Raw genomic sequence first — 16,311 nt, 5'->3', positions numbered from 1 at the left:
CCCTCGTGGAGACCCCCGGCGATCCGCCGAACGCCGTGCCCGACCGCTCCCGCTGGGGCCGCCTGCACGTGCTGGACTGGATCGCGATCGGGCTGGCCGTGCTCGGCGTGGTGTTCGTGCTCACCGGGCTGCTCCCCCGCGCCGACGCCGAGGCGACGATGCGGCGGATCATCCCCATCCTGATCTTCCTCGGCACGGTGGTGGTGCTGGCCGAGCTGACCGCTGTGGCCGGGGTGTTCGACGCTCTGGCGACCCGGGTGGCGGTGACCGCGCGGGGCAGTTTCCGGGCCCTGTTCTGGCTGTGCGTCGGCTTCGCCTCGGTGACCACCATCGCGCTCAACCTGGACACCACCGCGGTGCTGCTCACGCCGGTGATGATCGCGCTGGCCCGGGCGCTGAACGTGCCGCCGACGCCGCTGGCCATGACCACCGTGTGGCTGGCGAACACGGCGAGCCTGCTGCTGCCGGTGTCCAATCTGACGAACATCCTGGCCAGCGACCGGGTCGACCTGGACCCGGTGCCGTGGGCGGCCCGGATGTGGTGGCCGCAACTGGTCGCCGTCGCGGTGACCGCGCTGCTGCTGTGGTGGTGGTACTGGCGTCCGGCGCGCGCCGGGGCCGACCCGTTCGTCCCGCCGCCGCCGTACGTGCCGCCGGACCGGGTGCTCTACCGCACCGCGCTGGCGGCCTGCCTGCTGTTCGTCGCCGGGATCCTGGCCGGGGTGGAGATCGGCATCGCCTCCGGGGCGGCCGCCGCGATCCTGGTCGCCGGCTTCGCGGTCCGGGCCCGGCACCGGCTGCGTCCGGCACTGGTGCCGTGGCGGCTGCTGGTGTTCGTGACCGGGCTGTTCCTGGTGGTGCAGACCATCGGCCGGCACGGCCTGGACACGGTGATGGGCACGCTCATCGGCACCGACCCGGGCGCGGAGGGGGCGCTGCGGGCGGGCGCGGTCGGCGCGCTGTTCAGCAACGTGGTGAACAACCTGCCCGCGTACCTGGCCGGCGAGGCGGTGATCGCGGCCGACCGGCACACCCAGTTGCTGGCGCTGCTGATCGGCACGAACGTGGGTCCGCTGGCCACGCCGTGGGCGTCGCTGGCGACACTGATCTGGTACGAGCGCTGCCGGGCCGCCGGGGTCGCCGTACCGCTGGGCCGGTTCGTGGCCACCAGCGCCGCGCTCGCCGTGCTCGCCACCGCCGCCACCGTGACGGCGCTTCTTGTCGGTCCCGGCGCCTAGCATCGCGGCATCGCCCACCTTCGCCGGGGCGGGAAAACCGGTACGGCCCGATCCCGGGCGGTGGCTACCGTGCCCGCATGACCGCCGCACCCACTCTGCACTTCTGCACCGACCCGGGCGAGTTCCTCGCCGCCGCCGAGGCGTACCTGGCCGCCGATCCGGTGGTCGGCACGGTCGTCGCCACTGTCGCGCAGCGGATGGCGGCCCGCCGCGCCGAGGGCGTCGCGCTGCCCGAGGACGACTGGTGGCTGGTGGTGCGCGACGCCTCCGGGGCGGTGGTGGGCGCCGCGATGCGTACCGCGCCGTTCCCGCCGCGACCGCCGTTCCTGCTGCCGATGCCCGAGGCAGCCGCTGTGGCGCTGGCCGGGGCGTGGCACCGGCGCGGCGAGCGGGTCCGCGCGGTGAACGGCGCGCTGCCCGCCGCGCGCGCCTGCGCCGACGAGGTCGCACGCCTCGACGGCGGGCGGGTCGCTGTGGCCCAGCACACCCGGCTGCACGTGCTCGACCAACTGGCACCACCGGCTCCGGTCCCCGGCGCGCTGCGGGCGGCCACCACCGACGACGTCGACCTGGTCGCCGCGTGGTTCGGCGCGTTCACGGCCGACGCCGACGAGCAGGCGGGCCGCCCGCCCGGCACCAGCGCACACGAGACGCCCGACCGCGCCGAGCTACTGCGCCGGATCCGGGACGGCCGGGTCTGGTTCTGGACCGACGGGTCGGGCCGCCCGGTGCACCTGACCGCCGCCCACCCGACGTCGTTCGGCGTGGCTCGCGTCGGACCCGTCTACACGCCACCGGAGCAGCGCGGACGCGGCTGGGCCGGCAACGCCGTCGCCGAGGTGTGCCGGCTGCTCACCGCCGAGGGCGCGCGGGTGTGCCTGTTCACCGACCAGGCCAACCCGGTGTCGAACCGGCTCTACGCCCGGCTCGGATTCCGGCCGGTGGTCGACATGGCCAATCTGGTTCTGGTCGACTGACGGTCCGCGACTCCGGGTCAGCCGGCGAGGCCGAGCGCGGCCAGCCGGCGCGGGTCGGCGATCACGTCCACGGCGGCGATCCGTCCGCCGGCAACGGTGAACGCCATCACCGACAGCGGGCGGTCGCCGGCGGTCACCAGCACCCCGGCGGCGCCGTTGACGAGCACCGGCCGGGCGTGCGGGAACAGCCGGCCGAACGTGGTGGCCTGCGCCGCCACGGTCGTCGCGCCGGTGAGCACGACCGTGTGGCGGGCGCGGGCGGTCCCGGCGTCGGAGCGCAGCACCACGTCCGGGTGCAGCACCGCGATCAGCGCGTCGAGGTCACCGTCGCGGGCGGCGGCGAGGAAGGCGTCCACCACCGCCCGCTGCCGGGTCAGGTCGGGATCGGGCGTGGGCGCCTGTCCGCGTACCCGGCGGCGGGCCCGGCTGGCGAGCTGCCGGGCCGCCGCCGGCGAGCGGTCGACGAGCGGGCCGATCTCGTCGAACGGCACGCCGAACACGTCGTGCAGCACGAACGCGAGCCGCTCGGCCGGGGTCAGCGTGTCCAGCACCACCAGCAGCGCCAGGCCCACCGAGTCGGCGAGCACCGCGGCGTGCGCCGGATCGTCGGCGCCGGTGTCCACCACCGGGTCGGGCAGGCGTACGTCCAGCGGGTCCTCCCGGCGGGCGGCGCGGGACCGCAGCGTGTTGAGGCTGACCCGGGCGACCACAGTGGTGAGCCAGGCGTCGAGGTTCTCCACGGTGTCCGGGTCGGTGCGGGACAGCCGCAGCCAGGTCTCCTGCACCGCGTCCTCGGCGTCGGTGAGCGACCCGAGCAGCCGGTACGCCACCGCGCGCAGCCGTGGCCGCTCCCGCTCGAACCGCTCCGCCAGGTCCATCACCTGAGCCTCCCCTCCCGCACATCGACTCGACCCGCGCCGGGTCACCGATGTGACCACAGGTGACAGCCGTCACACCTGTCACGTCGGCAGGCCGGCGCGGGTCGAGGTGGCAGCACCGACAACGGGAGGACGACGATGAACGCACCCATTCTGGTCACCGGCGGCACCGGCACGATCGGCCGGCACGTCGTGCCGCTGCTGCGCGCCGCCGGGCACCCGGTGCGCGTGCTCAGCCGGCGCGGCGGGCGGCCCGGCGACGGTGTCACCCACGTGGCCGCCGACCTGCTCAGCGGCGCGGACCTCGGCCCCGCCCTGAGCGGGGTGTCCACTGTGCTGCACCTGGCCGGCGGCGCGAAGGGCGACGACCGTGCCACCGCCCACCTGGCCCGCGCCGCGCACCGGGCCGCTGTGGCCCACCTGGTGCACATCTCGGTGACCGGCGCCGACCGGGTGCCGCTGGCCTGGATCCGGTCCAAGCTCGACGCCGAGCGCGCGGTGGTGGACTCCGGCGTCCCGTGGACGGTGCTGCGCGCCGCGCAGGTGCACGACCTGGTGTTCACCATGCTGACGGCGATGACGAGACTGCCGGTGGTGCCGGTTCCGGGTGGGTTGCGGTTGCAGCCGGTCGACGCGGACGAGGTGGCGGCCCGGCTGGCCGAACTCACGCTCGGCGCACCGGCCGGGCTGGTCCCCGACCTGGCCGGGCCGGACACGTACGGCATCGGTGACCTGCTGACCGGCTACCTGACCGCCGCCGGGAAGCGCCGGGCACGCCTGCCGGTACGCATCCCCGGGCGGGCCGGCCGGGCGTACCGGGAAGGCGCGAACCTCGCCCGGCCGGGCGCCGCGAGGGGCGTGCGGACCTGGACCGGCTTCCTGGCCGAGCGGGAGCCGTCGCGGCCGGTCGCCTGACCCGCCGCCGCGCGTCAGGAGGCGGCGCGCGACGGCGGGTGGAACTGCTCGCACATGACCTCGTAGCCGTCCGGGTCGAGCCCGTAGAAGATCCGCGCCCAGCCCACGTCCTCCGGCTCCAGCGTCACCGGCAGCCCTTCGTCGCGCCACAGCGCGTACGTGGCGTCCAGGTCGGCGGTGGGCACGGTGAGGACGACACCGAGCCCCGGCGGCCCGGCCTTGACCTCGCGTTCCCGCTCCGCGTTGTGGTGCCCGTGGCGGTGCAGGTCGGACAGGATCAGCCAGGTGTGGCCGAACGTGAGGTAACGCAGGTTCGTCTGGTCGGTCTGCGGGATCTCCTTGAAGCCGAGTCGCAGGTAGAGCCGGTGGGAGCGGTCCAGGTCGCGGACCCGGAGCCCGATCTTGAGCTGTCTGGCGGCCATCCCGCCGAGGCTAGCCGACCCGGCTCACCAGCCGACCGAGCCGAGGCCGACCGGGGTGAGGCGGCGTACCTGCGGCTCGATCCACTGTGCCGCGGTGACCAGTTTGACCAGCCGGTCGATGGTCTCCGGTGGCCCGGCCACGAAGCTGCGCCGGTCGGCGGGGCAGCCGTACCTGTCGTCGAAAGTGCCGCCGTCGAGCGCCCGGACCGCCATGCCGGCCTCGACGGCGAGCAGCATCCCGGCCGGCAGGTCGACCGCCTCGGGGCGGTAGCCGACGATGCCGTCGATGTCGCCGCGGGCCAGCATCACCCAGGACAGCAACGGCGCCCACAGTTGCAGCACCCGGCGGGCGCTGGTGTCCAGCACCACCTTCAGCGCCCGGGCGGTGCTGTCGTCGCGGCGTACCTCGTGCCCCTGGGTCCAGGCCAGCACCGGCGCGGACGGCACCGGGCGCTGCGCGGCCCGCAGCGGCCGCGCGGCCGGGCCGGACGCGTGCACGAACGCGCCCCGGCCGCGCACCGCCGACCAGGTACGGCCCGCGACCGGGTCGTGCACCACGCCGAGCACCGGCGAGCCGTTGTCGCACAGGGCGATGCCGACCACGTACGCGGGCAGCCCGATCGCCACGTTGTTGGTGCCGTCCAGCGGGTCGACGAGCCACGCCCACGCGGTGTCCGGGGCGTACTCGCCGCCCTCCTCGGCGATCACGCCGTGCTCCGGCCAGCGGGCCCGGATCCGGTCGACGATCAGCCGCTCGGCGGCCAGGTCGAGGTCGGTCACCAGGTCACCGGTGTCATTCTTGGCCCGGGCGTGCACCTCCCCCCGGGTGCCCCGGCGCAGCAGGCGGCCCGCCGCCTGCGCTGCCTCCACCGCGAACCGGTGCGCGTCGCGCAGGTCGGGCCCGCCTCTGCTCGGCTCCACGTCCATGGCTCCTCCAGCCAGTCAGCCCCGTGCCACCAGTCGCGCGATCTCCCGCGCCATCCGCGCGGTCTCCGCCGCGTCGCAGCGGTCCCGGCGTACCCGGTGGCTGCGCCCGTCCACCGCGCCGAGGCTCAGGTCGCACGCGCCGGGAGTGGTCCGGCCGAGCGCCACTGTCACCGCCGGCTCACCGGCGTCGACCTCCGAGGTGTGGAAGCCGCCGGCGCGCAGCGCGTACGAGTCGCCTGCCGAGTGCGTCTCCACCGTCGCGGTCATCGCGGTGACCAGCCGGTCGGTGGCGGCCATCTCGTCCACCTCGCCGAGGCTGTGCACCTCGTAGATCCGCCAGGCCGGGTCGGCCGGCGCGTCGTCGACCTCGATCAGCTCGTTGCGGACGGTCCCGTGCAGCACGTGGCTGAGCAGATCCCAGCTGTGCGAGTGCATGGTGGAGGTGGTCGGGCGCACCGGCGGCGGGTCGGCCGGCCAGGCGTGCACGCAGATGCCGTCCGGGCCGTCGCGTTCCACGGGCAGGCAGGTGAAGCCGAGCGGGTGCCGGACCGCGCGCAGCGGCCGCCGCCCGTCGGCGACGTCGCCGAGCACGTCCAGCACCCAGCCGCGCAGCATCTCCGGCCGGGTGCCCCGGTCGATCTCCCGTTCGAGGTCGGCGTAACTGGTCATGAGTAGGGGTTCCTCGCCTGGACGGCCTTGCCGATGATGCCGGCGACCTCACGGTCGCCGAAGGACCGGGGCAGCGTCAGGCCGAGGGCGGTGAACAACCGCCGTACCTGCTCGACCGACGGCTCGTCGTCGAGCTTGACCTGGGCCGCCGCCTCGATCGGCACGCGCCGGCTCTGCCGGCGGCTGTAGTCCAGCTCGATGTTGAAACGGTTGTAGTAGACCTCGCCGCGGTCGATGCGCAGCGCGGGCGTCTGCGGGTTCTCCTGCGTGATGACGACGCAGGAGGAGGAGAGGTCGTAGCGGAACGTGGTCATCTGCGCGGAGAGCCGGACGTCGATGGTGAGCAGGCCGGAGCGTTGCAGGTGCCAGCAGGCGGCCAGCACGGTCGCGTACGACTCCTTGCGGGTGCGGTCGACGGTCCACGGCTCGCCGGGCGCGTCCGGGTCGAGGCTGCGCCGGAACCGCGCGTACCGCTCGCAGACCTCCTCGTCGGTCGGGTCGATGATCTCGATCGCGACGGTGAGCGTGGCGTTGCGCCGCCGGGCGTGTTCCAGACAGTCCGGCAGCGTGACCGCGCGCAGGTAGGTGCCGGTGCCGCCCTTGAAGCTCCACTGGTCGGTGTGCCGCCGCGCCTCGGCGAGCGCCTGCCCGACCTCGCTGCCGTGCAGCACGCGCACCATGGAGACGCTGTCGATGGCCTCGCGGGCCCGGTTCAGCGCGCCCTCCGGCCCGGTGATCTCCTGCATCTGCGGCACCAGGTCGGTCAGCCGGTCGCGGGTGTCCGAGATGACCTGGCGGACCTCCCGCTCGGTGGTGCGCCGGCGCAGCCGGTCCCGCAGCATCGCCTGCGCGAGCAGGCCCAGGACCAGCAGGATCGCGCTGTTGACGACCTCCTGGTCGACCGCGTTGGTGAGGCCGAGCACGGACACCGTGAGGGCCAGGACGAGGCCGATGAACGCGTCGAGATTGGTCACGACCCAGGCGAGCAGGCGCGTCATGACATCCCCCGGTCGACGACGGAACCTCCATGATAGCCCGCTGTCAATGTCGCCATCACGCCCTGTTCTGCTGTGGTGGCGGTGCGCCGTGCCGGCGGGCGGCGCAGATCAGCGAACCGCCGAGCCCCGGTGCGGCGCGGGCCAGCCGCCGCGAGGCCACCCACCGGCCGCCCGGCAGCCGCCAGCCGACCTCGTTGGACCGCAGCGCCACCGGCGTGAACCCGGCCCGGCGCAGCGTCCGGCGCAGCAGCGAGGCGGTGAACGGGCGGATGTGCAGCCACAGGTACGGGTGCAGCGGATCGACCTGACGTGGCGCCCGCCCGGCGAGGAACGCCAGCCGGTCCTGCACCGGCGCCAGGTTCGGCGTGGTGAGCACCAGCAGGCCGTCGGGCGCCAGCACCCGGTGGCACTCCCGCAGCAGCGCCAGCGGGTCGTACACGTGCTCGATCAGCTCGCCGGCGAGCAGCCCGGCGAAGCTGCCCGCCCGGAACGGCAGCCCGCGGGTGGCGTCCAGGCAGACCGGCAGCGCCCGTCCGCGGGCCGCGGCGCGGGCCGTGCGCAGCGCCGTCTCGGCCGTGTCGGCGAGCACCACCGGGCCGGGCAGCGCGGCCGGGTCGAGCATGCCGCGCGGTCCGCAGCCCAGTTCCAGCACCGGCCCACGTCGGGTCACCCCCTCGGCCATCAGCCGGGCCGCGACCGCGCGGCGCACCCGGTGGTACGGGTCGTCGACGTACCCGTCGACCTCGGCGCCGTCGTGGTAGCGGCGGTGGTTGGCGTGCCTGCCGTGCGCCTGCGCGCGGTGCGACGACGTCCCGGTCGGCGGCTCGGCCATCACCCCTCCACAGCGGACGCCGGCCCCTTCGGCGGCGTCCGCACCAAGCCTCGCACCGGTTACGCCCGGCGGCGCGCACATCCGGCCCACCGGATGTGCGCGCGGCGCTACGTCAGATCGCCCGCGCCCAGTCCAGCCGGGTGCTGTCGTCGTACTCGTCGCCGGGGATCCACCACTGCTCGCCGAAGCCACTGGTGGACACGATGATGTTGCCGCCGTCCGGGTACTCGTTCTCCGGCGGGATCGACAGCGCGGCGCAGTAGCGGCCGTCCGGGGAGAACACCGGCGACAGGTAGAACCGGGGCTCGTCGGTGAGCTTCTTCAGCCCGGTGCCGCCGATGCGCACCGACGCCAGCGACTGGTTGTAGACCTCCCGGTCCAGGTGCCAGCGGTTGGTGCAGAAGACGACGCGCCCCGAGTCGGGCATGAAGACCGGCGAGATGAACATCTCGCCCGCCACCGGCGTGTAGATCGGCCGCACCGTGCCGGTCGCGAGTTCCAGCACCCGCAGTTGCCAGCCCTGCGAACGGCTGCGCCACCGTACGACGATCATCGAGCCGTCCCGGGACCAGTCCGGGTCCCTCATGGAGTGCCCCTCGACCAGCACGCGGGTGGCGCCGGTGACCACGTCCACAGCGATCAGCCGGTCGTTGCCCTGCCCGGTGACCAGCGCGATCTCGGTGCCGTCCGGCGACCACGTCGGCGCGCCGTAGCGGACACCGAACGGATCGGCGAGCAGTGTGCGCTTCTGGCCGGTGACCCGGTCGTACACGGCCACGTACGGCTCCAGCGTGCCGTCGCCCGAGCGGGCCGTGTTGACCCAGGCCACGTACCGGCCGTCCGGCGAGGCCTTCGCGTGGTCCCCGTTCGGCAGCAGCTCCCGCGGCGTGGTGCGGCCCGGGTCGACCTGGAGCACACCCCAGCCGACGCTGACCAGCCACGACCCGTTCACCACGTCGGCGGCGGACGCGGGTGCGGCGGACGCGGCGTGGGGCCCGACGGCCAGCCCGGTCGCGGCGGCGACTCCGGTCAGCGCGGCGGTACGCAGCAGGGCACGACGATTCATTGCGGTCATTCGACAACCCCCGTGTGAGACGTGGCCCCCACACTCGCGAGTGGATCGACGCACCGGAATCGGACGAGTGGCCGCTTCACGCTCGGCTGCTCGTCCATCACCAGAGGTGAGCCCGAGGCGGCCCGGTACGCTCGCCCCGATGACCTCCGACGCGCTGCGCCGCGCCCTCACCGAACCGGGCGACCCGCCGCTGCTCCCGCTTCCCGGCGTGGCGGTCGAGCTGCTGGACGCCCTCGCCGCCCCGCCGCGCCTCGGCGCGCACCTGCGGCTGGTGCACGACGTCGCCTGGCACCTGACCGCCGCGTTCGCCGACCGGTTCGGCGCGGTGCCGTTCGACAGGCAGGCGGTGCTGTTCGGCGCCGCAGTGCACGACCTCGGCAAGGTCGAGCATCCCGGCGAGCTGACCGGCCCCGGGTCGGCGCACGAGGAGGCGGGCTACCAGCTGCTGTTGCGCTTCGGCGTACCGGAGGAGCGGGCCCGTTTCGCCGTCACCCACGCCGCCTGGCACTCCCCCGGCGTACAGCTGGAGGACCTGCTGGTCAGCCTCGCCGACAAGGTGTGGAAGGGCCGCCGGGTCACCGACCTGGAGCAGCTCGTGGTCGACCGGCTCGCCGCCATCACCGGCCAGGAGCGCTGGCAGACGTTCCTGGACCTCGACGACGTCCTCGCCGAGCTGGCCGCCGGCGCGGACCGGCGGCTGGCGTTCCAGGCGGAACATCCGGTTTACGGCTGACGTCGGACCGGCGGCGCCGATGAGTCCGCCGCGCGAGGGCGGTCTGCCCCGGGTCGGTGTTCTCCGATCTCCGGGAGGAAGCATGAGCACCAGCGAAGCGCGGGGCCGGGTGCGGGCGTTCGTCACCGTGTCCCTGGACGGCTACGTCACCGGTCCGGACGACCACGCGGGCCAGGGGCTGGGCGTCGGCGGCGAGCGGCTGCACCACTGGGTGATGGGCGGGCCGTGGACGTACGACACGCCACGCGAACCCGGCACCGGCATGACCGGCGAGGACCGCGCGTACTTCGACGAGCTGCTGGCGGGCGTCGGTGCCGCGCTGTGCGGCCGGGGCATGTACGACAGCGCCGGCGCCTGGGGCGGCCGCAACCCGTTCGAGGCGCCCCTGGTCGTGCTCACCCACCGCACCGCCGACCAGCCCGACCCGGACGCCGGTTTCCTCATGGTCGACGGGTTCGACGCGGCGCTGGCGGCGGCCCGGCGTACGGCCGGTGACGGCGCGGTGGTCATCGGCGGGGGCGCCGACGTGATCCGGCAGGCGCTCGCGGCCGGCGTGGTCGACGAGCTGGGCCTGTCCACCGCGCCGGTGATCCTCGGTCGCGGGAAGAGGCTCTTCGAGGGCTTCGACCGGGACGTCGACCTGGAGATCCGCGCCGTGCACCACTCGCGCCACGCGGTGCACGTCAGGTACGCCGTCGGCCGTCGCGCGAGTGATACCGATTGACTTTCGATAGGTTCCGCGCGATAGTCGATGCATGTTGACGGCGCAACGCGCGGTGACACCACTCCGCGCCTTCCTTGTCCTGCTGTTCGCGATCCTGGTGCTGTTCCAGACCATGTCGCTGCCCGGGCAGTTCGCGCACATGGCGCGCGAGAACCCGGACATGGCGTACCTGCGATGGCCCGCCACCGCGGTGACGATCTTCTGGGTGCTGTGCGTGCAGGTGGTGATCGTCTGCACCTGGCACCTGCTCACCCTGGTCAAGAACGACCGCATCTTCACCGAGGCGTCCCTGGGCTGGGTCGACGGGATCGTCTGGGCGGTCGCCGCCGCCTGGGTGGTGCTCGTCGGTGTGTTCCTCTACGTCGGCTTCAACGCCGACGACCCGGGGTTGCCGCTGCTGCTGTTCCTGCTGGTCACCGGCGTCAGCGTGCTGGGGCTGCTGATGGTCGTCCTGCGCGCGCTGCTGCGCCAGGCCACCACGCTGCGCACCGACATGGAAGCGGTGATCTGATGCCGATCGTCGTGCGCATCGACGTCGAACTGGCCAAGCGCAAGATGAGCGTCGGCGAGTTCGCCGAACGCGTCGGGCTCACCCCGGCCAACGTCGCCGTGCTCAAGAACGGCCGCGCCAAGGCCGTCCGTTTCAGCACCCTGGAGGCCATGTGCCGGGTGCTCGACTGCCAGCCCGGCGACCTGCTCGAATGGGTCGCCGACGAGGAGGAGCGATGAGACACCTGGCCGTCGTCGTCGCCCTGCTCGCCGTCGTGCTCGGCGTCACCGGCTTCGTGTACGGCGAGGCCGACGACTCCCCCGGCCTCCAGTTCCTGTCCGCACTGCTCGTCATCGGCGCGGTCGCCATCGGCGTACGCGTCGCCCGGCGTACCCGGTAGGGCCGGCGCCCCCTCGACGCCGGCCCCACCGGTCAACCCTTCACGCAGACGACCTGCTTGAGGTGGGCGACCACCTCGACCAGGTCCTCCTGCTGGGCCATCACCTCGGTGATGTCCTTGTACGCGCCGGGGATCTCGTCGACCACACCGGCGTCCTTGCGGCACTCCACCCCGGCGGTCTGCGCGGCCAGGTCCGCGGTGCTGTACGTCCGCTTCGCCTGCCCCCGCGACATCCGCCGCCCGGCGCCGTGCGACGCCGAGCAGTACGCGTCGAGGTTCCCCTTCCCGCGCACGATGTACGAGCCGGTGCCCATCGAGCCCGGGATGATGCCCAGGTCACCCCGGCCGGCCCGGATCGCGCCCTTGCGGGTCACCAGCACGTCCACCCCGTCGTAGCTCTCCTCCGCCACGTAGTTGTGGTGGCAGGAGATCGGCTCGTCGTAGCAGGCGTGCGGGAACGCCTCCCGGACCACCTGGCAGAGCAGGGCGAGCATGACCGCCCGGTTACGCCGGGCGTACTCCTGCGCCCACCACAGGTCCCGCCGGTACGCCTCCATCTCGGGCGTGCCGGCGAGGAACACCGCGAGGTCCCGGTCCGGCAGGTCGGTGTTGTGCGGCAGGCCGCGCGCCACCGCCATGTGCCGCTCGGCCAGCTCCTTGCCGATGTTGCGGGAACCGGAGTGCAGCATCAGCCAGACCCGGCCGTCGTCCGCGCCGCCCTGCTCCAGGCAGACCTCGATGAAGTGGTTGCCGCCGCCGAGCGTCCCGAGCTGCCGCTGCGCCCGCGTCTGGAGCTGCGCCACCTTCCGGTCCAGCGTCCCGAACCGCCGCCAGAACTCGTCCCAGCCCGCCTGCTCCAGCCCCCGGACCCGGCGCGGATCGACGGCGTCGTCACGCATCGCGAAGCCGACCGGGATCGCCGCCTCGATCGCCGACCGCAGCGGCGCGAGGTCGTCGGGCAGGTCGGCGGCGGTCAGCGAGGTCCGCACCGCCGACATGCCGCAGCCGATGTCCACGCCGACCGCGGCCGGCGACACGGCCTGCCGCATCGCGATCACCGAGCCGACAGTGGCGCCCTTGCCGAAGTGCACGTCCGGCATCACCGCGACGCCCTGCACCCACGGCAGCGCGCCGATGTTGCGCAGCTGCCGGGCCGCCTGCGCCTCGATCGCGTACGGGTCGGTCCAGACCCGGACCGGTGCCCGAGTACCGGCCAGCGGGGTGAAACCCATCGTCGTCTCCTTGCTCATGTCCGTCTGGCGTAGGCCGTACGGGACTCGAACCCGTAGCCTCCCGGGTGAGAACCGGGTGAGCTGCCAATTGCTCCAACGGCCCTCCGGCGGCGTGACGCCGTCGGCGGATTCACCCCGGACACGGAGAACCGCCCGGCTCCGGTCTGGGGCGGGCGGTTCGCGCGGATCGTCGCGCCGGCGCTAGACGCGCCACCACCCTGGTTGCCACTGCCGTCGCCGGCCCGTGCCCGATTCGGGCAGCAGGACACCGGCGCGCGGCGCTTGCCGCTCGGCGCGGGTGCGGTTCTGCTGCGACACGGTGGACTCCCCTGGTGGACCAGAACGTTGCCGCTCACGGTACGGCCGCCGCGCACCGGCGGCAACGTGAATTTGCGAGTGAAGCCCTCGTATGAAGGAGGTCTCTGCCGAGAGATCAACTTCACGAGGGGCTTCACGTGAGTGCCAGCGGCAGACCCGTCAGGACGGAACTTGGGCAAGCCTGAGCACGTATTCGAATCCGCGTTTCTGCGCGGGCGAATCCACCATTGGCAGGATCAGCGCTGGTATGCCGGCGGAAACCGATCCGCCGTCGCCAGCGGGATGATCACCGACCATCAGGGTCTGGCCCGGTGCCGTATGGAGGGCTGCGAGGGCGGCGCCCCAGATCCGAGGGTCCGGTTTGACGAAGCCGACCTCGTAGGACAGTACGAACGCATCGACATAGCCGTCGAGTCCGTGCCGCGCGAAGCACTTGCGGATGTCCCAGCCGACGTTGCTGACGACGCCGATGCGAACACCGCTGTCACGCAATGCGGACAGCGTGGCGACGGTGTCGGCGTACGGCTCGATTGCTTCGGCGTGTGTTTCGTGCATGACCGATGCCAGCGCCTGGTCAACCCCAGGAATCTGTTCCAGCACGGTGAGGATCGCCCGATCCCAGACTCGCGGATCCAGATCTCGGGCGATGTGGGCCGGATCCGTGGCCGTCTCCCGCAACAGTTCCGCGAAGTCGCCAGCAATACGGTGCGCCTCGCCAGCAGCCAATGCCCGGTCGATCGATGCCGCCGCGTTGCCCACCCAACGCTCCGAGTCTCTGGCGAACAGAGTCCAGGCGAAGTCGAACAGTACTGTCGTCACGCGCCTGGCGGTCATCGCATCACCCTAGATCGACACGACGCGTCCGGGAGCGGCGGTCGACCTGGATCGGGCAGGGCTGGGGTGCCCGGTCTCAGCCGGCGTGCGCCACCGGGTGGCGCCGCATCTCCTCCATGAACGGGTAGCGCGCGGTCAGCTCGGCGAGCGTGATGCCGGCCCGCCATGCGGCCGCCACCTGCGCGACCTGGAGCAGATCGGTGGCGTCGCCCCGGGCCTGGACGTCGCCGTCCACCCGCAGGTCGATCATGAAGTAGCGGGCCTGGGAGCCGAGGCTGACGCAGACCACGCCCCGGGCGGAGGTCATCTCGGCACAGGTGAACCGGCTGCGCCCCTGCTCGGGCGCGGTCACCTCGCCCACGTCGAGCTGCTGCGCGGCGGCGGTCGCCACGAGCGCGGGGGCGAGACCGCCGGGCTCGACCAGGTCCGGGTAGAGGCGCACACCCAGTGCGGCCGACACGTCGCTCATGACTGACTCCCACTTCCTCGTGACAGAGACCAGCAGCGCGCAGGTTACGAGTGTGTTTCCGGCACGCACGGCCATCTTTTCCCGTGCGACGGTCCCGGGGCAATAGGAACGCCCTCATCGAACCCCTCCGAGGTACGCTGCCGCCTCATGGCGCTGATCCGGTGTGACTTCTTCTCCGAGGCGTTGGGCATGGGCACGTCGATGACGGTGCTGCTGCCCGATCGCGGCGCGGCCGGGGTCGGCGTGCCGGGCGCCGCCGCCGACGGCGACCCGCCGGTGCTCTACCTGTTGCACGGCCTGACCGACGACGACACGGTGTGGACCCGGCGCACCTCGATCGAGCGGTACGTGGCGCCGCTCGGGCTGGCCGTGGTGATGCCGCAGGTGCAGCGGAGCTTCTACTGCGACGAGGCGCACGGCAACCGGTACTGGACGTTCCTCAGCGAGGAGCTGCCCGAGGTGTGCCGGTCGTTCTTCCGGCTGTCCACGCGGCGGGAGGACACATTCGTCGCGGGCCTGTCGATGGGCGGCTACGGGGCGATGAAGTGGGCGCTGCGCCACCCGGAGCGGTTCGCGGCGGCGGCCAGCCTGTCCGGCGCGCTGGACGTGACGCGCCGCCGCCACCATGCGACCCGTCCGGTCGACCCGGCGGTGTGGCGCACCGTCTGGGGTGACGGCCCGGTGCCCGCCGACGACGACACGGTGGGGCTGCTGGAGCGCTCCGGCGACGACCGGCCCGCGCTCTACGTCGCCTGCGGCACCGAGGACTTCCTGTACGAGGACAGCCTGCGGTTCCTCGACGTGGCCCGGAAGCGCGACGTGCCGGTCACCGTCGACTTCGGCCCGGGTGACCACGACTGGGCGTACTGGGACGCGCGGATCTCCGACGTGCTGGCCTGGCTGCCGCTGCGCACGCGCTGACCGGTGCGCGGGCGCTGAGCGGGCTCAGACGCCCACGGTGCCGTCGATCGCCTCGCGGATCAGGTCGGCGTGCCCGTTGTGGCGGGCGTACTCGTGCAGCATGTGCAGCATGACCAGGCGCAGCGAGACGTCCTCGCCCCAGCGTGCCTGGTGGCCTGTCACGTCGAGCGACTCGGCCTCCCGCTCGATGCGCCGGGCGTGCTCGATCTCCCGCTGCCACGCTTCGAACGCCTCCGCCGCGTCGGCGTCGCGGGCGTCGTACGCCTGCTGGAAGTCGCCGCTGTCCGACCACACCAGCGGTACGTCCTCGGCGGCGATGACCCGGCGGAACCAGGTGCGCTCCACCTCGGCCATGTGCCGGACCAGGCCGAGCAGGGACAGCGTGGACGGCGGCGACGCCTGCCGGCGCAACTGCTCGTCGGTCAGCCCCTCGCACTTGAGGGCCAGCGTGGCCCGGTGGAAGTCGAGGAAGGCGCGCAACGACTCCCGCTCGTCCGCGAGCAGCGGCGGCCCGATCCGTTCGGTCTCCATGAGCGTCGAGCCTAGCCGCAATCGATCATGGTGGAACGACCGCGTCACCGCAGTGACGAACCGGCCACCGGGAAGTCGAACCAGGTGTCCGGGTACGGCTCGTCGACGTACCGGTAGTGCCACCACTCCAGCGGATAGTTCTCGAATCCCTGCGCGGACATCAGCCGGCGCAGCAGGTCCCGGTTGTTCCGGGCGGTGTCGCTGATCCGCGCGTCGGCGGTGTGGGCGCGCGGGTCGAAGCAGTCGAACCCGGTGCCCATGTCGATCGAGTCGTCGGCGAAGCGGCGCCCGGCCGGGTCGGTGCAGGGCACGAGCGGCTGGCCGGGCGTGTACGCGGCCTGCGGCGGCCCGGAGACCGGGACCAGTGTCAGGTCGACCGTGCTGCCCCGGCTGTGCGCGGTGGGCGCGCCGATGTAGCCGTCGGCGAACAGCCGGTCCTTGGCTACGCCGGGATAGAACTCCCCCTTCATCCGCTGCTCGCCGGGGAGTTTCGCCCAGGCGACGAAGTCGTCAGCGGCGCGTTGTGGGCGGTAGCAGTCGTACACCTTGAGGCTGTGCCCACCGGCGAGCGCGGCGGTCTGCACCCGGTGCAGCGCCTGCGCGGCCGGCCGGGTGAGCAGGCAGCGCGGCTCGGCGTACCCGTCGATCGGGCGGCCGACGAAGTTGTGCGGGCCCGCGTACCGGATGTCGGTGCGGACGGTGGGGTCGACGGTGGTGAGGTCCACGAC

21 protein-coding genes and 1 tRNA gene are annotated in these 16,311 nt (G+C 73.2%); 9 read left to right on the top strand and 13 right to left on the bottom strand.

Annotation, left to right across the window (positions count from 1 at the left end; genetic code table 11):
* Nucleotides 1–5 precede the first annotated feature (5 nt).
* Together ABD52_RS12840 and ABD52_RS12835 are read left to right on the top strand one after the other, a co-directional pair.
* Nucleotides 6–1,238 (top strand): SLC13 family permease, encoded by a 1,233-nt coding sequence (locus ABD52_RS12840; RefSeq protein WP_013286520.1) that lies wholly within the window; start codon nucleotides 6–8, stop codon nucleotides 1,236–1,238.
* A 77-nt stretch (nucleotides 1,239–1,315) separates the two neighbouring features.
* Entirely contained in the window at nucleotides 1,316–2,215 is a 900-nt protein-coding gene (locus ABD52_RS12835) for a GNAT family N-acetyltransferase (RefSeq protein WP_047891944.1), read from the top strand.
* A 17-nt stretch (nucleotides 2,216–2,232) separates the two neighbouring features.
* Here the strand turns inward: ABD52_RS12835 and sigJ are convergent, their stop codons facing one another.
* The gene (sigJ, locus tag ABD52_RS12830) at nucleotides 2,233–3,093 is read right to left on the bottom strand and encodes an RNA polymerase sigma factor SigJ (protein ID WP_047891943.1); all 861 of its coding nucleotides are present in this window, start codon (nucleotides 3,091–3,093) and stop codon (nucleotides 2,233–2,235) included.
* 138 nt (nucleotides 3,094–3,231) lie between these two features.
* Between sigJ and ABD52_RS12825 the strand changes: the two genes are divergently transcribed.
* Complete coding sequence (locus ABD52_RS12825) at nucleotides 3,232–4,008, top strand: SDR family oxidoreductase (protein WP_047891942.1); 777 nt, start codon at nucleotides 3,232–3,234, stop codon at nucleotides 4,006–4,008.
* 14 nt (nucleotides 4,009–4,022) lie between these two features.
* On the opposite strand, the gene ABD52_RS12820 is transcribed toward ABD52_RS12825, so the two are convergent.
* From ABD52_RS12820 to ABD52_RS12795, 6 genes are all read right to left on the bottom strand, one after another.
* The gene (locus ABD52_RS12820; RefSeq protein ID WP_047891941.1) at nucleotides 4,023–4,430 is read right to left on the bottom strand and encodes a VOC family protein; all 408 of its coding nucleotides are present in this window, start codon (nucleotides 4,428–4,430) and stop codon (nucleotides 4,023–4,025) included.
* A gap of 24 nt (nucleotides 4,431–4,454) precedes the next feature.
* Nucleotides 4,455–5,357 carry an inositol monophosphatase family protein gene (locus ABD52_RS12815; protein WP_013286528.1) on the bottom strand — a complete coding sequence of 301 codons (903 nt, stop codon included), beginning with the start codon at nucleotides 5,355–5,357 and terminating at the stop codon, nucleotides 4,455–4,457.
* A gap of 15 nt (nucleotides 5,358–5,372) precedes the next feature.
* On the bottom strand, nucleotides 5,373–6,026 hold the full coding sequence (locus tag ABD52_RS12810; RefSeq protein WP_013286529.1) for a hypothetical protein: 654 nt from the start codon (nucleotides 6,024–6,026) through the stop codon (nucleotides 5,373–5,375).
* Nucleotides 6,023–7,024: a hypothetical protein gene (locus ABD52_RS12805; RefSeq protein ID WP_013286530.1), complete on the bottom strand. Its 1,002-nt coding sequence runs from the start codon at nucleotides 7,022–7,024 to the stop codon at nucleotides 6,023–6,025. The genes ABD52_RS12810 and ABD52_RS12805 overlap by 4 nt, the downstream gene beginning before the upstream one ends.
* Nucleotides 7,025–7,079: 55 nt before the next feature.
* Nucleotides 7,080–7,856, bottom strand: a complete 777-nt coding sequence (locus ABD52_RS12800; RefSeq protein ID WP_013286531.1) for a class I SAM-dependent methyltransferase — start codon at nucleotides 7,854–7,856, stop codon at nucleotides 7,080–7,082.
* Nucleotides 7,857–7,968: 112 nt separating this feature from the next.
* Nucleotides 7,969–8,922 carry an LpqB family beta-propeller domain-containing protein gene (locus ABD52_RS12795; protein WP_230649811.1) on the bottom strand — a complete coding sequence of 318 codons (954 nt, stop codon included), beginning with the start codon at nucleotides 8,920–8,922 and terminating at the stop codon, nucleotides 7,969–7,971.
* Between the two features lie 148 nt (nucleotides 8,923–9,070).
* Here ABD52_RS12795 and ABD52_RS12790 point away from each other — a divergent pair, with 148 nt between their 5' ends.
* The 5 genes from ABD52_RS12790 (at nucleotide 9,071) to ABD52_RS40180 (ending at nucleotide 11,278) form a co-directional block, all read left to right on the top strand.
* A complete protein-coding gene (locus ABD52_RS12790) occupies nucleotides 9,071–9,664 on the top strand; it encodes an HD domain-containing protein (protein ID WP_013286533.1) in 594 nt (197 codons plus the stop codon).
* Between the two features lie 82 nt (nucleotides 9,665–9,746).
* Nucleotides 9,747–10,388 (top strand): dihydrofolate reductase family protein, encoded by a 642-nt coding sequence (locus ABD52_RS12785; RefSeq protein WP_047891940.1) that lies wholly within the window; start codon nucleotides 9,747–9,749, stop codon nucleotides 10,386–10,388.
* Nucleotides 10,389–10,419: 31 nt separating this feature from the next.
* Complete coding sequence (locus ABD52_RS12780; RefSeq protein ID WP_013476640.1) at nucleotides 10,420–10,899, top strand: DUF2975 domain-containing protein; 480 nt, start codon at nucleotides 10,420–10,422, stop codon at nucleotides 10,897–10,899.
* Nucleotides 10,899–11,117 carry a helix-turn-helix transcriptional regulator gene (locus tag ABD52_RS12775; RefSeq protein ID WP_013476639.1) on the top strand — a complete coding sequence of 73 codons (219 nt, stop codon included), beginning with the start codon at nucleotides 10,899–10,901 and terminating at the stop codon, nucleotides 11,115–11,117. Before ABD52_RS12780 ends, ABD52_RS12775 begins: the two co-directional genes overlap by 1 nt.
* Complete coding sequence (locus ABD52_RS40180) at nucleotides 11,114–11,278, top strand: hypothetical protein (RefSeq protein ID WP_162881534.1); 165 nt, start codon at nucleotides 11,114–11,116, stop codon at nucleotides 11,276–11,278. The genes ABD52_RS12775 and ABD52_RS40180 overlap by 4 nt, the downstream gene beginning before the upstream one ends.
* A 32-nt stretch (nucleotides 11,279–11,310) precedes the next feature.
* On the opposite strand, the gene ABD52_RS12770 is transcribed toward ABD52_RS40180, so the two are convergent.
* The 4 genes from ABD52_RS12770 to ABD52_RS12755 all read right to left on the bottom strand — a co-directional run bounded on the left by ABD52_RS12770 (nucleotide 11,311) and on the right by ABD52_RS12755 (nucleotide 14,131).
* Nucleotides 11,311–12,510, bottom strand: a complete 1,200-nt coding sequence (locus ABD52_RS12770) for an RtcB family protein (RefSeq protein ID WP_047891961.1) — start codon at nucleotides 12,508–12,510, stop codon at nucleotides 11,311–11,313.
* A gap of 30 nt (nucleotides 12,511–12,540) precedes the next feature.
* Nucleotides 12,541–12,613 (bottom strand) — tRNA-Glu (locus ABD52_RS12765).
* Nucleotides 12,614–12,987: 374 nt separating this feature from the next.
* Nucleotides 12,988–13,662, bottom strand: coding sequence for an HAD family hydrolase (locus ABD52_RS12760; protein WP_053065371.1), 675 nt, complete (start codon nucleotides 13,660–13,662; stop codon nucleotides 12,988–12,990).
* Between the two features lie 76 nt (nucleotides 13,663–13,738).
* Nucleotides 13,739–14,131, bottom strand: a complete 393-nt coding sequence (locus ABD52_RS12755) for a hypothetical protein (RefSeq protein WP_047891939.1) — start codon at nucleotides 14,129–14,131, stop codon at nucleotides 13,739–13,741.
* A gap of 147 nt (nucleotides 14,132–14,278) precedes the next feature.
* On the opposite strand from ABD52_RS12755, the gene ABD52_RS12750 reads away from it, so the two are divergent.
* Complete coding sequence (locus tag ABD52_RS12750) at nucleotides 14,279–15,052, top strand: alpha/beta hydrolase family protein (protein WP_047891938.1); 774 nt, start codon at nucleotides 14,279–14,281, stop codon at nucleotides 15,050–15,052.
* A gap of 24 nt (nucleotides 15,053–15,076) precedes the next feature.
* On the opposite strand, the gene ABD52_RS12745 is transcribed toward ABD52_RS12750, so the two are convergent.
* Both ABD52_RS12745 and ABD52_RS12740 read right to left on the bottom strand, forming a co-directional pair.
* Nucleotides 15,077–15,583, bottom strand: a complete 507-nt coding sequence (locus ABD52_RS12745) for a DinB family protein (RefSeq protein ID WP_047891937.1) — start codon at nucleotides 15,581–15,583, stop codon at nucleotides 15,077–15,079.
* 44 nt (nucleotides 15,584–15,627) lie between these two features.
* Nucleotides 15,628–16,311 (bottom strand): M15 family metallopeptidase (locus ABD52_RS12740; protein WP_047891936.1); only part of this gene is annotated, 684 nt, incomplete at its 5' end.

It is taken from the genome of Micromonospora sp. RV43 (assembly GCF_001029515.1).
GTDB lineage: Bacteria > Actinomycetota > Actinomycetes > Mycobacteriales > Micromonosporaceae > Micromonospora > Micromonospora aurantiaca.
Note: the sequence above shows the minus strand (reverse complement) of the source record. Positions and strands in the feature narration are given on the sequence as shown.

Excerpts from the sequence above, each read along its gene's own strand:
- ABD52_RS12835 (WP_047891944.1), top strand. The coding sequence starts at position 1,316 with ATGACCGCCGCACCCACTCTGCACTTCTGCACCGACCCGGGCGAGTTC.
- sigJ (WP_047891943.1), bottom strand. The coding sequence starts at position 3,093 with ATGGACCTGGCGGAGCGGTTCGAGCGGGAGCGGCCACGGCTGCGCGCG.
- ABD52_RS12825 (WP_047891942.1), top strand. The coding sequence starts at position 3,232 with ATGAACGCACCCATTCTGGTCACCGGCGGCACCGGCACGATCGGCCGG.
- ABD52_RS12820 (WP_047891941.1), bottom strand. The coding sequence starts at position 4,430 with ATGGCCGCCAGACAGCTCAAGATCGGGCTCCGGGTCCGCGACCTGGAC.
- ABD52_RS12815 (WP_013286528.1), bottom strand. The coding sequence starts at position 5,357 with ATGGACGTGGAGCCGAGCAGAGGCGGGCCCGACCTGCGCGACGCGCAC.
- ABD52_RS12810 (WP_013286529.1), bottom strand. The coding sequence starts at position 6,026 with ATGACCAGTTACGCCGACCTCGAACGGGAGATCGACCGGGGCACCCGG.
- ABD52_RS12805 (WP_013286530.1), bottom strand. The coding sequence starts at position 7,024 with ATGACGCGCCTGCTCGCCTGGGTCGTGACCAATCTCGACGCGTTCATC.
- ABD52_RS12800 (WP_013286531.1), bottom strand. The coding sequence starts at position 7,856 with ATGGCCGAGCCGCCGACCGGGACGTCGTCGCACCGCGCGCAGGCGCAC.
- ABD52_RS12795 (WP_230649811.1), bottom strand. The coding sequence starts at position 8,922 with ATGAATCGTCGTGCCCTGCTGCGTACCGCCGCGCTGACCGGAGTCGCC.
- ABD52_RS12790 (WP_013286533.1), top strand. The coding sequence starts at position 9,071 with ATGACCTCCGACGCGCTGCGCCGCGCCCTCACCGAACCGGGCGACCCG.
- ABD52_RS12785 (WP_047891940.1), top strand. The coding sequence starts at position 9,747 with ATGAGCACCAGCGAAGCGCGGGGCCGGGTGCGGGCGTTCGTCACCGTG.
- ABD52_RS12780 (WP_013476640.1), top strand. The coding sequence starts at position 10,420 with ATGTTGACGGCGCAACGCGCGGTGACACCACTCCGCGCCTTCCTTGTC.
- ABD52_RS12775 (WP_013476639.1), top strand. The coding sequence starts at position 10,899 with ATGCCGATCGTCGTGCGCATCGACGTCGAACTGGCCAAGCGCAAGATG.
- ABD52_RS40180 (WP_162881534.1), top strand. The coding sequence starts at position 11,114 with ATGAGACACCTGGCCGTCGTCGTCGCCCTGCTCGCCGTCGTGCTCGGC.
- ABD52_RS12770 (WP_047891961.1), bottom strand. The coding sequence starts at position 12,510 with ATGGGTTTCACCCCGCTGGCCGGTACTCGGGCACCGGTCCGGGTCTGG.
- ABD52_RS12760 (WP_053065371.1), bottom strand. The coding sequence starts at position 13,662 with ATGACCGCCAGGCGCGTGACGACAGTACTGTTCGACTTCGCCTGGACT.
- ABD52_RS12755 (WP_047891939.1), bottom strand. The coding sequence starts at position 14,131 with ATGAGCGACGTGTCGGCCGCACTGGGTGTGCGCCTCTACCCGGACCTG.
- ABD52_RS12750 (WP_047891938.1), top strand. The coding sequence starts at position 14,279 with ATGGCGCTGATCCGGTGTGACTTCTTCTCCGAGGCGTTGGGCATGGGC.
- ABD52_RS12745 (WP_047891937.1), bottom strand. The coding sequence starts at position 15,583 with ATGGAGACCGAACGGATCGGGCCGCCGCTGCTCGCGGACGAGCGGGAG.